Annotated in this window: 12 protein-coding genes and 1 tRNA gene; 6 read left to right on the top strand and 7 right to left on the bottom strand. The window is 33.0% G+C overall.

All coding sequences use genetic code 11. The features are described from left to right. The first annotated feature begins 1 nt into the window (after nucleotide 1). The 4 genes from NNH57_RS21825 to NNH57_RS21810 all read left to right on the top strand — a co-directional run bounded on the left by NNH57_RS21825 (nucleotide 2) and on the right by NNH57_RS21810 (nucleotide 4,010). Nucleotides 2-1,909: a RecQ family ATP-dependent DNA helicase gene (locus NNH57_RS21825; RefSeq protein WP_108808793.1), complete on the top strand. Its 1,908-nt coding sequence runs from the start codon at nucleotides 2-4 to the stop codon at nucleotides 1,907-1,909. Then, on the top strand, nucleotides 1,909-2,856 hold the full coding sequence (fmt, locus tag NNH57_RS21820; RefSeq protein ID WP_074406615.1) for a methionyl-tRNA formyltransferase: 948 nt from the start codon (nucleotides 1,909-1,911) through the stop codon (nucleotides 2,854-2,856). Before NNH57_RS21825 ends, fmt begins: the two co-directional genes overlap by 1 nt. Nucleotides 2,857-3,043: 187 nt before the next feature. Then, nucleotides 3,044-3,316, top strand: coding sequence for an HU family DNA-binding protein (locus tag NNH57_RS21815; RefSeq protein ID WP_024769076.1), 273 nt, complete (start codon nucleotides 3,044-3,046; stop codon nucleotides 3,314-3,316). 133 nt (nucleotides 3,317-3,449) lie between these two features. Then, nucleotides 3,450-4,010: a YqgE/AlgH family protein gene (locus tag NNH57_RS21810; RefSeq protein WP_074406616.1), complete on the top strand. Its 561-nt coding sequence runs from the start codon at nucleotides 3,450-3,452 to the stop codon at nucleotides 4,008-4,010. Here NNH57_RS21810 and NNH57_RS21805 read toward each other — a convergent pair. Together NNH57_RS21805 and NNH57_RS21800 are read right to left on the bottom strand one after the other, a co-directional pair. After that, entirely contained in the window at nucleotides 4,007-4,855 is an 849-nt protein-coding gene (locus NNH57_RS21805; RefSeq protein ID WP_074406617.1) for an aminotransferase class IV, read from the bottom strand. The two genes, NNH57_RS21810 and NNH57_RS21805, sit on opposite strands and share 4 nt — an antisense overlap. A 62-nt stretch (nucleotides 4,856-4,917) precedes the next feature. Beyond that, a complete protein-coding gene (locus NNH57_RS21800; RefSeq protein WP_074406618.1) occupies nucleotides 4,918-5,310 on the bottom strand; it encodes an START-like domain-containing protein in 393 nt (130 codons plus the stop codon). Nucleotides 5,311-5,509: 199 nt separating this feature from the next. On the opposite strand from NNH57_RS21800, the gene NNH57_RS21795 reads away from it, so the two are divergent. Together NNH57_RS21795 and NNH57_RS21790 are read left to right on the top strand one after the other, a co-directional pair. Further along, nucleotides 5,510-5,583 (top strand) — tRNA-Met (locus NNH57_RS21795). Nucleotides 5,584-5,637: 54 nt separating this feature from the next. Further along, entirely contained in the window at nucleotides 5,638-6,210 is a 573-nt protein-coding gene (locus NNH57_RS21790) for a hypothetical protein (protein ID WP_074406670.1), read from the top strand. 77 nt (nucleotides 6,211-6,287) lie between these two features. Here NNH57_RS21790 and NNH57_RS21785 read toward each other — a convergent pair whose 3' ends face one another. The 5 genes from NNH57_RS21785 to NNH57_RS21765 all read right to left on the bottom strand — a co-directional run bounded on the left by NNH57_RS21785 (nucleotide 6,288) and on the right by NNH57_RS21765 (nucleotide 14,604). Continuing rightward, nucleotides 6,288-7,178 (bottom strand): AraC family transcriptional regulator, encoded by an 891-nt coding sequence (locus tag NNH57_RS21785; RefSeq protein ID WP_108808792.1) that lies wholly within the window; start codon nucleotides 7,176-7,178, stop codon nucleotides 6,288-6,290. Between the two features lie 54 nt (nucleotides 7,179-7,232). Then, complete coding sequence (locus NNH57_RS21780; RefSeq protein ID WP_074406672.1) at nucleotides 7,233-7,697, bottom strand: DUF3291 domain-containing protein; 465 nt, start codon at nucleotides 7,695-7,697, stop codon at nucleotides 7,233-7,235. 149 nt (nucleotides 7,698-7,846) lie between these two features. Continuing rightward, on the bottom strand, nucleotides 7,847-10,318 hold the full coding sequence (locus tag NNH57_RS21775) for a TonB-dependent receptor (protein WP_254504242.1): 2,472 nt from the start codon (nucleotides 10,316-10,318) through the stop codon (nucleotides 7,847-7,849). Nucleotides 10,319-10,367: 49 nt separating this feature from the next. Continuing rightward, nucleotides 10,368-11,393, bottom strand: a complete 1,026-nt coding sequence (locus NNH57_RS21770; protein WP_108809309.1) for a hypothetical protein — start codon at nucleotides 11,391-11,393, stop codon at nucleotides 10,368-10,370. A 34-nt stretch (nucleotides 11,394-11,427) separates the two neighbouring features. Then, nucleotides 11,428-14,604 (bottom strand): hypothetical protein, encoded by a 3,177-nt coding sequence (locus NNH57_RS21765; protein WP_108809308.1) that lies wholly within the window; start codon nucleotides 14,602-14,604, stop codon nucleotides 11,428-11,430. Nucleotides 14,605-14,642 lie beyond the last annotated feature (38 nt).

Raw genomic sequence — 14,642 nt, 5'->3', positions numbered from 1 at the left:
TTTGCTAAAATCTCCTCTTAAAATATTGCAACAATATTGGAAACACAATAGCTTTAAGCCATTGCAGGAAGAGGTTATAGCTTCGGTACTGGAAGGAGAAGATACTTTTGCATTACTCCCTACTGGTGGAGGAAAATCAATTTGTTTTCAGGTGCCAGCTCTAATAATGGAAGGTATTTGTATTGTTATTTCTCCATTAATTGCATTAATGCAAGACCAGGTACTACACCTTCAGCAAAAAAACATAAAAGCAATTGCACTGCCTAGTGGCATTAGATATTCAGAATTAGACACTTTGCTCGATAATTGTATTTATGGTAATTATAAATTCCTTTATCTTTCTCCAGAACGTCTTCAACAAGATATTGTACAGGAACGGTTAAAGCAAATGAATATTAATCTCATTGCAGTAGATGAGGCACACTGCATTTCGCAATGGGGAAATGATTTTAGGCCCTCTTATAAAAAAATAGAAGTGCTAAGAAAAATACATCCTGCTGTACCTGTTATTGCACTAACTGCTTCTGCCACCAAAGAAGTAGTAGATGATATTGTGATAGAACTCGATCTTTTTCAACCCAAAATACTTAAACAATCCTTTTTTAGGCCTAATCTGGGGTATAGGGTAGAAAATGTAATCGACAAAAAGTATAAACTTACTCAGATTTTAGATAAATACCCAGGAACTTCGATCGTTTATGTTCGAAATAGAAAATCTGCAGTTGAATTGAGTGATTTTCTTAATGCAAGTGGCTATTTGGCAACATATTATCATGGTGGTGTAGATGCTCAAGAAAAAACCAAACGATTTAACCAATGGTTAAAAGAAAAGATTAGAGTAATGGTTGCTACAAATGCCTTTGGCATGGGAATCGATAAGCCTAATGTACGCACGGTAATTCATTATACGATTCCAGAAAGTATAGAAAGCTATTTTCAGGAAGCAGGCAGAGCCGGTCGTGATGGAGAACCATCTTGTGCCTATCTTTTAAAAAACACAAATGATAATCAGAGATTACACAATCAATTTATAAAAGTATTGCCAGATATAGATGAAGTAAAACTAGTCTATAGAAAACTATGTAACTATTTTCAAATATCATATGGTGAAGGTGAACAGACCGTTCATAATTTTGAATTCAATATATTTTGTAAAACGTATGAGTTAAATACACTCATTACCTATAATACATTACAATTTTTAGATCGTTGCGGTGTAATTAGATTTATGCAACGATATACCAAAAAAAGTAGTGTTCATATTCTTACAACCGGAAATCATCTTTTAGAATTCCTGGAAAACAATAAAGAATACCAGCTAATTACCAAGGCTATCCTAAGAACATATGGCGGTATTTTTGACGAAAAAGTAACAATTAATCTGCCTTTAATTGCTTCTAAGGTAGGAAAACCTGAAACAGAAGTTGTTACTGTATTACATAAACTACACGAAGCCGAATTAGTAGAATTTATATACAAAATTTCTGATGCAGAAATAATCTTCTTATTGCCACGTGAGGATGATCATACCATTAATAGTATTAAACATCATCTTATCAAACAAAATACTTCAAAAATAAAGAAGGTAGAAGCAATATTAAGATTTACAGAAAATAATACAAAATGCAAAAGCAGACAGTTACTTCATTATTTTGGAGAAAAAGAAACCACAGATTGTGGCATATGTAGTTTTTGTATCACTAAAAAAAACAATACTACACCAATAGATCTTAATAAAATACAAGGTGATATTATAAGGCTTTTAGAAAGAAAAAACTTATCTTCAAGAGATTTACTGGCGCAGTTAGCATATCCCGAAAAATTAGCTTTACAAGTATTACGGGAAATGAACGAACATCAAATTATAAGGATCAATCACGATAATCACTATCAATTAGTACAAAAATAATGAGAGACTTACGAATCCTGTTTATGGGGACACCGGATTTTGCCGTTGAAACCCTAAAAACCATAATAGAAAACAAGTATCATGTCGTTGGTGTTATTACTGCTCCCGATAGGCCAGCGGGAAGAGGTAGAAAACTTAAAGCATCTGCTGTTAAGGAATATGCACTATCCAAAAATCTAAAAGTTCTTCAGCCAACTAATCTAAAAGATGAAGGTTTTATTGAAGAGTTAAGAGCTTTGGATGCTAATCTTAATATAGTTGTTGCTTTTAGAATGCTCCCAAAAGTAGTTTGGGATATGCCAGAGTATGGTACTTTTAATTTACATGCATCTCTGCTTCCGGATTATAGAGGTGCAGCACCAATTAATTGGGCTGTTATTAATGGAGAGCAAAAAACCGGAATCACTACTTTCTTTATTGACGAAAAAATAGATACTGGTCATCTTATTTTTCAGAAAGAAGTTGAAATAAAAAATGATGATACTGCGGGGGTATTACATGATAAGCTAATGAAAAAAGGTGCTGATTTGGTAGTAGATACCATAAAAGCAATAGAAAATGATTCGGTAACGGTAAACCCCCAACCCAAAGACAGTACTTTTAAAACAGCATATAAGCTAAATCGTGAGAACACCAAAATTAACTGGGAAGATGATCTATATACTATTTATAACCTGATTAGAGGACTAAGCCCTTATCCTGCTGCCTGGTGTGAATTGTATAATAAAGGAGTGTCTGAAAATATAAAGATATACAATGCCCAACCTATCGAAGAAGCTCATACGTTTGATATAGGTAAAATTATTATTGAAGATTCTACAATCAAAGTAGTTGTAAAAAACGGGTACATTATATTGAAAAAACTTCAACTCCCTGGTAAAAAAGCAATGGAGTCAAAAGCATTGTTGAATGGTTACGTTTTTTATAGAGATGCAAAAATGTGTTAGCCCCTATGTAGTATAGGGTTTAAAAATCTATCTAAAACAACATTGGTTATTAACAATCGCATTGAGTTATCAACAAATCCCTGTATTTACTGGGCCAATCCTTGCATGAATCATAAATCCGTATAAATTTGTAAAGCGTTTAACATAATAGATTGGTTTAACCAACAATTAATTTAAAAACAGAATTATGAACAAAACAGAATTAATCGATGCAATGGCAGCTGACGCTGGAATTACTAAAGCAGCGGCTAAAAAAGCCTTAGAATCTTTCTTAGGAAACGTTGAAGGTACTCTTAAAAAAGGAGGACGTGTTTCTTTAGTAGGATTTGGATCTTGGTCAGTTTCTAGAAGAGCTGCAAGAGAAGGTAGAAATCCACAAACTGGTAAGACTATTAAAATCGCTGCTAAAAACGTTGTTAAGTTTAAGGCTGGTGCTGATTTATCAAGTTCGGTAAACTAATCAGTTCGTTTTCGATATTATCTAAAAGCTCCCAAAATTGGGAGTTTTTTTTATGATTTTTTGGCAAAAAACACCTAACTACTTTGATTATTAGAAATAATTATTTAGATTTAAGATAAGTAAAATTGTTAGTATGATATCACTACAACCATCAAAAGGACATTTATTAATCGCTGAGCCATCTATTATAGGAGATGTGTCTTTTAATCGTTCGGTTGTTCTTTTGGCGGATCATAGTGAGCAAGGGTCTATTGGTTTTATAATGAACAAACCTCTTGAGTATTTTCTCGCTGATCTGGTTCCTGAAATTGAAATGGAATTTAAGATTTATAATGGTGGTCCAGTTGAACAAGATAACCTGTATTTTATACATAAAATTCCTGATCTAATTCCTAACAGTGTAGAAATATCTGGTGGCATTTATTGGGGAGGAGATTTTTCTATTGTCTCCAGACTTATCGTTGAAGATAAAATCACTCCAAATGAAATTAGATTTTTCCTAGGATATTCTGGGTGGGATTCTAAGCAACTTAACCAGGAACTTGAAGCCAACTCATGGGTAATTGTCGAAAACAATTACAAAAAGAATATTTTCGGAAAATCCTGTGATACTTTCTGGAAAGAAAAAATGATAGAACTAGGAGGAGAATACGTCCTTTGGTCTAACGCTCCAGAGAATCCAACTTACAATTAATTTCCTAACCTTATCCTGGTATTTAATATTCCTAATAATCTCTTACTTGTCTTAGAAGTATACTCCTTTTTTCTAAACTTGGTAATTGGTAAAATTCCTGTAATTACATTGGTAACAAATAATTCATCTGCTTTTTGTAACTCAAAAGGAGAAATAGAAGCTTCCTCTAATTGATATTCTGGTAATTTTTCAAGAATTCTTAACAATTGAGTTCTTAATATACCTTTTAGACACCCATCTGTTATTGGAGGCGTTTTTATCGTATTGCCCTTTACAAGAAATAAGTTGCCATTTAAAGCTTCAATAATCATTTTGTCAGAATTGATCAGTAAACAATTATCAAAACCATTTTCTCTGGCAAAAATCCCACCAAGAACATTGACTAGTTTATTTGTTGATTTTAGAGTAGACAGCATATCTGTACTTACATAATGATCTTTAAAAAGAGTAACTTCATACTTCTGATCAGAAATCGTATAAAAGCTAGATTGTAATTGAGAAACCAATATATTATATTCTATATCACTAGAAGCGGGCGTATATAGCCCGCCCGCTACCCTATGTACCATTAATTTTATCCTTACCGAAGCATTCATTAACTCATTTGCAGTGATAAGATCTATGATTTCCTTTTCCAAAAATTCTGGGGTAAACGACATAGGGATTTGCATTCTAAGAATACGCATCGAGGCCATTAACCGAAAATAATGATCTTCCCAAAATAAAATAGTTCCAGAATTAACTCTGATAGTTTCAAATAAAGCATCTCCGTATGTATATCCTCTATTATCAATAGCCAATACTGCTTTATGATCTTCTAGTAAATTTCCGTTGATATTAATCATAAAAAATTCCCATAAATTTTAATATTTATGGGGTATAAAGATTTGTATTATAAAAAGAAGAATTATGCCGAACCTAATACATGTTTTAGATTTCCAATCATATTATCCCATAGCATTTTATTTTCATCCATTTCATCATCTTCAGAATAATCGGTAACCATAAGAGAAACATCCTTGGTTATTTCATCAACCTGAATACGCATTTCAAAGAAGTAATCTTTTCCATCATCTTCATCTTCTACCCATCTAAACTTTACCCGTTCACCACTTTTTTTACTTAAAAGTTTTGCATCTTCTTCAGAATCATCCCAGATAAATGTAAACAACTCTCCTCTTGAGTTTACATTATCTGCAAACCACTCTGAGAGTCCCGAAGGTGTAGATATATATTGATATAATAGTTGCGGTGATGACTGTACCACAAATTCAAGTTCATATTTAGTTTTTTCAGACATATCATTAATTGTTGGTAAGCCAATATATAGATTAATTATCGACTTTAAAAGTACATTGAAAAAAAAATTAATTATGCATTATTGTTTGTGTCATTCTATTTTGTTTTTATATTTGCACCCTCCTTAGCAGTACTGTAAAAAGTATTCTAATATATCAGACCTTTTTTAATGGTTTGATTGTATAGAAATAAAGGAAAATGGCGAGGTAGCTCAGTTGGTTAGAGCGTCGGATTCATAACCCGGAGGTCGGGGGATCGTGCCCCCCTCTCGCTACAATAAAAAAAGGTTGTCTTATATAAGACAACCTTTTTTTATTTAATTCAGAAAATGTATTTTTATATTGTGGGGATATTTACCGATCATAATGCAGATCTTGTTCAGATCATAAGCCTTCCATTAGAGTTAATCGGGTTTGCTCTGGCATTTATTGAAGTGCGTAAGCCATCTCTAGCAGATCGTATTGAGAAAGGGATCGATATTTTAATTGATTGGTTATTCAATATCATTAAAAAACGTAGCCCCAAAGATGGCACATCGTTACCTCTTGCTGTTTTGATGCATCTTTCTATCGCAGTAGCATTATTAGGCTGTTTTTGGGTTTGCTGGAAATATGTCCCTATCCTATATGAACGTCCTAAAGATCATTTTTTTAATTACTTTGACTATTTCGCTTGGTTTGTTGGGTGGCTCGGTATCATATTTTCGAGTATTGGTGTTTTAATGTTTGGCTCTTTTATAGTGATAACAATTCTATTGATTATTTTAAAAGCTATTGCCCGTATTTTAAATTACTTAGATCGATATGCTCATGGCAGAGCTTTAGGTGCATTCGGTTTAATACTAGCCTTGTTCGGGGTTATCGGTGAAATCTTCCAGGTTACAGTAATGATGGTTAGTTGATGGCATATACAGTAGCTAATTTCTTCTTCTTGCCAATTAATTCCTTTTTGTTTATTTCAGAAAACACATACTATTAGTCATTTATGTTGTTCTCTAAATGATTTTGGAGAAATTGACACGTATTTCTTGAAAAACTTCCAGAAATAAGCCGAATCTTCAAAGTGTAACTTAAAAGCAATCTCAGATATACTTAGTCTACTAAAAATCAAAAGTCGTTTGGCCTCTAAAATGACACGTTCTCTAATTAGTGTTCCTGCTGTTTTTCCTGTTGATTTTTTTACTGTATCGTTTAGATAAGTTGGTGTAATATGTAGTAACGAAGCATAATAACTAACGCTTCTTTCTTTTTTATACTCTTGTTCGATTAACGTTCTAAAAGATTTCACAATCATATTGCCAGATGTCCCATCTCCAAACCCCTGATCGTTATGCATTTGTCGTTGGATATAGATCATCAAAACATTAAGATGATTTTTAATAATTTGATCTTTCTCTACATAGTCATTAGTAAATTCTTTCCATAGCTCTGTAATACTATTGCTAATTGCTTTTTCTTCTTCATTAATTCGTACTGCTAAAAATGTATTATGTATGGCTGTATTTATAATTTCAAAACTGGTGTTGGCTCCTATTTGTGATAGCAAAACATCTGGGGAGAAATGTAGTACAAATCCTTTAAAGTCGTTAGAATTTTCACAGGCATGAACTACCCCTGGGTGAATATAAAATAGTGTTCCCTTCTCCATTTCATACATTTTTTCGTCTATCATAATGTTTCCACGGCCATGGGTTACCCATATGATTTGAAAGAGATTAAAATGTCGATGAGGATGATGCACTACATTATTAAGGCCATCAGATAATTCTTCTAAGCGTCTCATATTGAAAAAAGAGGCGACTTCTCCTTCTATCGTATTACCATACAAATGGTAATTTGGTATCTTTTCTACTGATTTTACAGGCCTCATATATTCTGATTCATTGCTTTATTCTCTCATCAATATAAACATAAAATCATAAATTTAAATTTCTTCACCTAAACTATTAAAAATCTTTTTAAAATTAAAAGCGTCAGGAGTCGGTCCATATTCTTCTAGATGTTTCAATTTAGATAAAGCTTCTTCTGTTGTTGGTATATGATCACTATCTACCCACCATAGTACCATATGTGGACTCTTCATTCTTTCAAACCATTTTCTACCATCCCTCACAAAATAGCTATGTACAGTACCATAGGCAAAATCTTTAAGAGATGTAAGATTTTCCCAAACAGACATATTAATAAGCATCATATCATCTTCTAAAGGAGATTCTATATTTGCAGCAGAACTACCATCGTCATCCTTTAATCTCCACACAAATCCTGAGCTTTCATCGGCTAGTTTATTAATCGGTTCTAGAAAATCTACGAATTCTTTTAATAAAGGAGAATCCAGCGGGGCCTTCATTTTGGCAATATTAATTTCTGCAATATACTTTTTACTCATAATTTGATTTTTTTACTGTATTATCAGTATCAATATTCAAAATTAGAGATAGGTAGTTTATGTATTTATATAGAGATCACGGTTATTTCTGTACTTTTCCCAGAATTCTTTCTTTATACTATAAAATGAAACTTAAATAGTGGTATACATTAATTTCCTTCTTTTAATAGTTTATGAAATACATCTGCCAATCGTATTTCGATAAACTTTACAATATCTCTTTCTGGTTTCTCATTCTGATACATAGAGAACACTTTTGAGGCATTGCGTCTTTTTAGTGCTTTAATATCTCCTTCTGGATATTCGATATCTTCTGGTTTTAAATCCCATTTTAATAAAGATTGTAAAAGTTCGGTATGTGATTCATATCGCTTCTCTAATACTTTCTGTCTATCCAGGTCTTCCTGGTTTTTTTCTTCGGCACTATTGATTCTTGCACTTAGCAACGTAAACTCATCTCGGATCTGGCGATCAATATCCTGTGCTTCATCAACCAGTTTTAAATAGGATTCATATATTTTCTCATTGTAAAACGCTGCAAAATCAAAATAAAGATTCATCGCCTTAAGGTAACTGATAGCCACCTCCTTGTATACTCTTTTATCCTTATCCTCGGTTTCTACAAGTTGCTTTCCAAGATCACTTAACTTACCTCTTTTGTCTTTGATAAGATGAGCAAAGCCTTCTTTCTCTGGTAGTGCTAATAGCTCTGGAGTGATATCTATAGGGAGTCCTTCATAACGATACTTCCTATAATGAATCTTGATAGAATCATTCGTTTCTCTTGGCTTTTTAGCTTTCTTGGGTTTCTTATTGAAATTAATTTTAGGCTTCTTTAGTCCAAATGCATAATTATAACTAAAGGTAGCCGTAAATTCACTTAATTGTCCATTATTACCGCCACTTCTAAATAACTGTACGGCATTAAGATTAAAATTATGTCTCTCTTTTAAAGTATACGTCACTGCTCCTCGTAGATTCGTAACATTTGTTTTAGATGTAAGACTACTAGAACTATTATATCCTGCAGAAAGTCGGGTGTTCAATGTTTTTTTAAAATATCGCTTACCAACACTTACCGTAGGACCCCAAGTCGTTGCTTCTTCTCTGCCAATGGTGTTATAAGTCCCATTAACCGATGTACTTATATTTAGGTTCCTTTCTGAAAAATCTATCGTATGACCCAAATTCATATTATGAAATGTAGAAGCATCTCCAAGTCTTACTACTCCTCCTTGTTCATTTGAAACATCATTAAGTGCATAATTCATTGTGAGATTCTGGCGAGAGGTCTTTTTTCCTGAAAGCACATAGTTGATCGTTAAAGTAGCCGTTTGTGATAATTGCTTGTAATCTAACTCTTCTATCTGTTCATCCAAAAGATCGGCATCATTAATCTCATCAAACTGATTAGGTTTGATATTGGTAAACGTACTAAAGTTAGAGTACATACCAGAAATATTCAACCGGTCTGATACAGAAAGGGTTGCATTTAAGGAACCCACCGTACGATTGGTGTTATTGGCTTTTAGGTTATCCAGGTCATCTCTTTGATACCCAATATTAAGAGCTAAGCTTAATCTGTCCTTAAAAAACGTATTAGAGGCATCTAAGGTGATGTTTTCAAAATCATTATTAAAATAATAGGCACCCAGAGTTTCATATCCCGGATCAATACGTTCGTAGCCCAAACCAAGATTTACTCGCCCTACACCATACCCCAAACGGGTTTTTATAGCCGTATAATATTCTGTAGATGCACGGTTATTAAAAATAGTAGCAATCGGAGATATTTCCGAATTATCAACCTCCTCGGCTCGGGTATCTTTGGTAATCGCTGTAGCAGCATATTCGGCCTGAAGACTAAAACTTCTACCTAATTTAACTTCTCCTTCTATACTTACCACCAGGTTCTCCTGCGGTAATACGCCTTTGGCTTCGGGGATAGAATCAATAGAATTTTGATCATCTTTGGCATAAAAACCTATAACACCTATTTTATATCGTTCCTTTTCTAAACTTGTTTTTAATCCATACCCCATACGGTTATAGGAAGGAACCGTTCTTGCATCTGCATTATCCTCTACTGCTTTTAGCAAACGACCACTCATAGCACTGATTTTAAAGGCTCCTGGGGGAGTAAGATCTATACCACCACCTGTAAACTGATGACCACTTAAAGTATAGGGAGAAAAGGTCATACTTATATTACCAATATGACCGGTAACCCATTTGTATTTGGGATGTAAACTAATACGATTAAAATCAAAGGGTAATTGATACCCCAGATTCTCTCCCTGATTCGAAAAACTATACGAGATCGGAATAGAAAAACTATAAATATTAATATTAAGCGCTCCTTGCAAAAAATAAGTAAAGGGTTCTCTGCTATTATTTTGGTTAGAGCTATAATACACTCCACTGGCAGAAATCTGGCCACTTACTTTTAATGGCTTACTTTGGGTAATTGTTTCGTAGTCTAATGTTTGGCTATAACACCATATAGGAAACATTAAAAAAGCCAACACCCTCCATGAACGCTTTCTATGACTAAAATTATACAAAACCAATTTCGACTTACCCCTTCCCATAATCCTCTTATAATCAATAAAGTTTAACATGAGACCTTAATAGAAAGTAATTTGGTTGAAAAAATCGTTTTGTATATCATTACCAAACATCTAATTGTATGGATTCACAATCCATACTATTCATATCCATATTAGAAAAATATCTATTGGCAACATCCTGTATTTCTTTTAGATAATTTTCATCATACATTCCTGATTTCATATACTTCATTTTAATATTTTCTATCTCTTTATACATTTCATTATTTTTTAATAGAAAAGAAAGCCCTATAATGGCTTTTTCTGCCATATAATCATATCCATTTTCATGAGAATTATATACCTTATCGGTACTCATGCAAAATTTATAATAGTGTTGTAAAGACTCTTTGGAACAGATATAAGCCAGGTTTTCTAATCTATTTCTGAAGCTATTAAAATTCAAATTTTCTGAATACGAATTTTTTTTGACCATCTCGATATGATAAGGTTCAATAGTATAATGAGCCAAAGCTAGTTGAGCTTCATAATTATAATAATACGCTGTATCGGTTGCCAATGTTTTTAAATACGGTATAAAACGCTCATCTTTTAGATATCCAGCCAGTAAAACAATATCTCCAGGTACTTTTTGATCTGTGATGAGTTTTTTATACGCTTTTGACCTTTTATCAAGCATTTGTCCCCATACGTTGTCTATAGGAATACTATCCCGTTTTGCAATTCTTTTTACTCTTTTATAAAAACTGTTTCTTGAGTTTAACGTATCTAATTCATAAGCCAGTTTTATATTTAGATGTGACTCAATTTCTTTTTTGGTCCAGGTATTTTTAAGCAATTCTAATATCCTTGATTTTGCTCGTTCTGTAAAAAAATTATATTGATAAGGCTTTGGAATTCTTATATATTCATCTTTTTCATAAAAATCATAAAAGCGACTATTCTTCAAATTGTATTCTACAGCTTTTTGTATCTTTTTTAAAGGTGGATTAGGATGGTTCACTAAAGAAAAAATATCTGTCTGAGCCATAGAAGTGATACGTATCATCATACCAAATAGTAGAAATACCACTTTTTTTGTAAAAACAAAACGATATGCTTCTTCATCTGTACAGTTATTTATCATATCTAGAAGTGAAGTGTTATTATTTCGTTTTTCGTTAATCTCTACTATTAATTTCCTCCATCTGATATGTAAAAAACATATTTCGAGTGTCTACAACCATATCATTGCGTAAATAATCCATGAAATTGTATTTTGCGTCATACTTTGGTATTTCTCTATTTTTAATAATTATCAATTCTTGACAATTTTTATCAGAACTTTCTTTTTCATGACAAAATGTATGGGGTAATCCCAATTGATGCCCTAACTCATGAATCACATGCTTTGTTGTATAATGTTTATGTACTAATGTTATTTTTTTGCTTAACATGTTAACCCCTTGCACTTTCTTTTCAATTTTTACTCCATTTCCTGTTTTAATGGTTTCCTTTTTTAATGGCTCATGGTTTGATACAAATAGAATAGAATAGTCTTGAGAACCTATCACTATCTTTTTATACCATCCATAGGCTTTACCTATATATTTGACATTTTCCATCATTTCCTTTTCTACCTTCTGTTTATCTTCTCTTAAATCTATCTTTAAATATTCTTCTACCAGAGTGTTGATTGATATAGTATCACTTTCTCTTGTAATCCATTTTCTAAATAATTGATTATGTCCATTCATATTTAGTGCAGAAAATATTTCTTCTTCAGAGATATCAGCTATAATTTGACCTGTCTTATCTTCTATAAAAACAATTTTTAAATTCTCATTTTTTATTGGTTTGCATACAATTCTGAGTTTACCAATAAGCCCTTCACTATGATCATAAACATTGATATATTCATCTTCATTTAAAATCTCTTTTACCGAAATATCTATTACAGCATTACTTGTAATCTCATGCATATCATCACCATTTATTTTTATTTTTGAAGGATTAGTTGATTTCAGCTTTATCCTGAAATCTGGGCCTTTTTTTTTCACTTTGGTCAGTTTTATCTTTAGAGTAACGGTCTGATCTTTTTTGACACCTAGCACAGGAACATGATATTTTTTATTTCCCAAAGCATATTTTTTATGAAAAATTTCTTTTCCTATTTCCATATAGTCTCCTGCTCTTTGCAATATTTTTTTACTAGCATCATCAAATAAAAATTCTCCTTTAAAATCATCTTTATTCGTCACTAACTCGAAAGTAGCTATAGGTTTTTCATAAATTGTTATTCTAAATTGAAATTCGTTTTCTGGATTTTTTCTATCTCTAATTACAATTTTTGCGTTTCTCTTTAACTCTCTCCGATCTAATGAAACTATTTCTCCTGCTCCTATTTCTTTTTTATCTATAAACCAAACCGGATCAGAGAAAGAAGCTGCATCTTCAATGGTATTTATAGAGAGTTGCATAGGTTCTCTTTGTCGTACTGAAAAAACTGTCTCATTAAATTTGTATTTTTTAGCACTCTTCGGATCACCTACGATAGGAAAAAAACTTTTGCTCTTATTCGTACTACTTTTTACTTCTGCCACATAATAAGGCGTCTCTTTAACTTCTACTTCTTCTTCTATAAATGTATCTATAAGATTGTTTTTTATTTCTTCGTCATAAACTCCATTAGCTATATCTTCTCTTATTTTTTTAATATTTTCTTTTATATCGGCTTTAAAAATTCCCATTACTTCTCGTTGCTCATCGGTCAGATCCATTTCATCAATCCACCCCTGGATCATCTCTTGAGCTAACCCCGTTTGCACGGCAAGATCTATTTCTTCTTTTACCATCACAATCAAGGCATTTAATTTATCTGATAATACTGAGGTTATTTCTTTGATCACTCCTATCTCATCTCCAATATCGTCAACATTGCTCCAGGTTACATCGTAGGTAGTCTCTACCATTCCTTTGATTAACTCATAATCGGTATTGATAGCAATTCCTTTAAAAACTACACCTACACTGATATCATTTAAATATGGGATTTTGATCCAACCCATCCCCGTAAAATTGCCTTTGCTACTAGAGACCTCATGAACCAATACAGGAAAATCTCCTGCCGTAAACGTATCTCCTGGTACTAACTCTGGTAAGGGGTTCTGATTTTCGATTTTGATCTCTGGCGTGATCCCGCAATTATAAGTACTCTCCCCATCTTCTATCTGGGTTGTGAATTCATAAATCTGTGAATAGGTATATGGACCATTTTCCTGGCATTGCCCTCCTACTCTAAACTCATACGTAGTACCAGGGGTTAGTTTATAAATCGTCGTTTCTTCTTCTAAAATGGGTCTTTCACTACCAAACCATACCGCATTTTCTACATCTTTCTTACGATATTCTACAATATATTGCTTGTGTTGTACACCCTGCCAGGTAATTTTTTCCTGAACCGGGCTTACTCCTTTGGCCATTATAAATTGAGGGGCTACACAATCACCTGCATAAGTAAAATGAAAAATCTCACTATACCCATCATTTTTAAAAACTGCACTTTTAGTAATTCCATCACTTACAATAGCTCGAACCCGCCATCCATATTTCTTATCGGGTAGTAGCATGGTCTCACCAGGACCATAAAGTGTAGTTGTTGCATAGGTAGTGGTTTGATAAATAGGGCGACTTGCTAAAAAAGCAGCCTGCGGATTCATACCATTATCCCATAATTCTGATAACGTAAACTCATACTCTACATTGGTAGCGTTAAGATGACGGGGAGTCCACTGAAAAATGATATTCTGCGGATCACGAATAACAACCTGTTCGTCTCGTTTAGGGAGATTTAAAAAAGGAGGATCATTAAGTAACAGATATGCAGCAACACAACTTTTGCGAGAAAGTTGTTGGCCTGATTTTATATCGTATACTTCAAAACAGAAACGGTATAAGCCTTCTGGCAAAGGGGTATTATATTGTTGTGGAGTAACCCCTCTTAGATTCTGAAGAGAAAAATAAGGACGTAAATCTAGATTGCTTAATCGTAATGACACCCCACCATCCAAAAAAATAGGAGCTGCACCTAGTACCACATCACTACTTTGGATCGATAATCCCGCATTATTCTCTATAAATAATTTTAAACGAACCTGCCGATTAAATGTGTTAATATCGGTAAGGTGTAGGTTTACTATTAGTTTTTCTGTAGTAATCGCTTCATAGTCTGATAATCTAAAATTATAAGGGGGAATCAATTGGGGAGTAACTTCTACGGGTAATTGTTGTGAGTATACTATATTACATAGTAACACTCCTAAAAACAAGTGTAACAGATGATGGTCTCTAAAATTCATTATGAGCTTATTTTTCATTGAGCTTTATCACTATTCTT

The sequence above is a fragment of the Aquimarina spinulae genome (genome assembly GCF_943373825.1).
GTDB classification, from domain to species: Bacteria; Bacteroidota; Bacteroidia; order Flavobacteriales; family Flavobacteriaceae; genus Aquimarina; species Aquimarina spinulae.
Note: the sequence above shows the minus strand (reverse complement) of the source record. Positions and strands in the feature narration are given on the sequence as shown.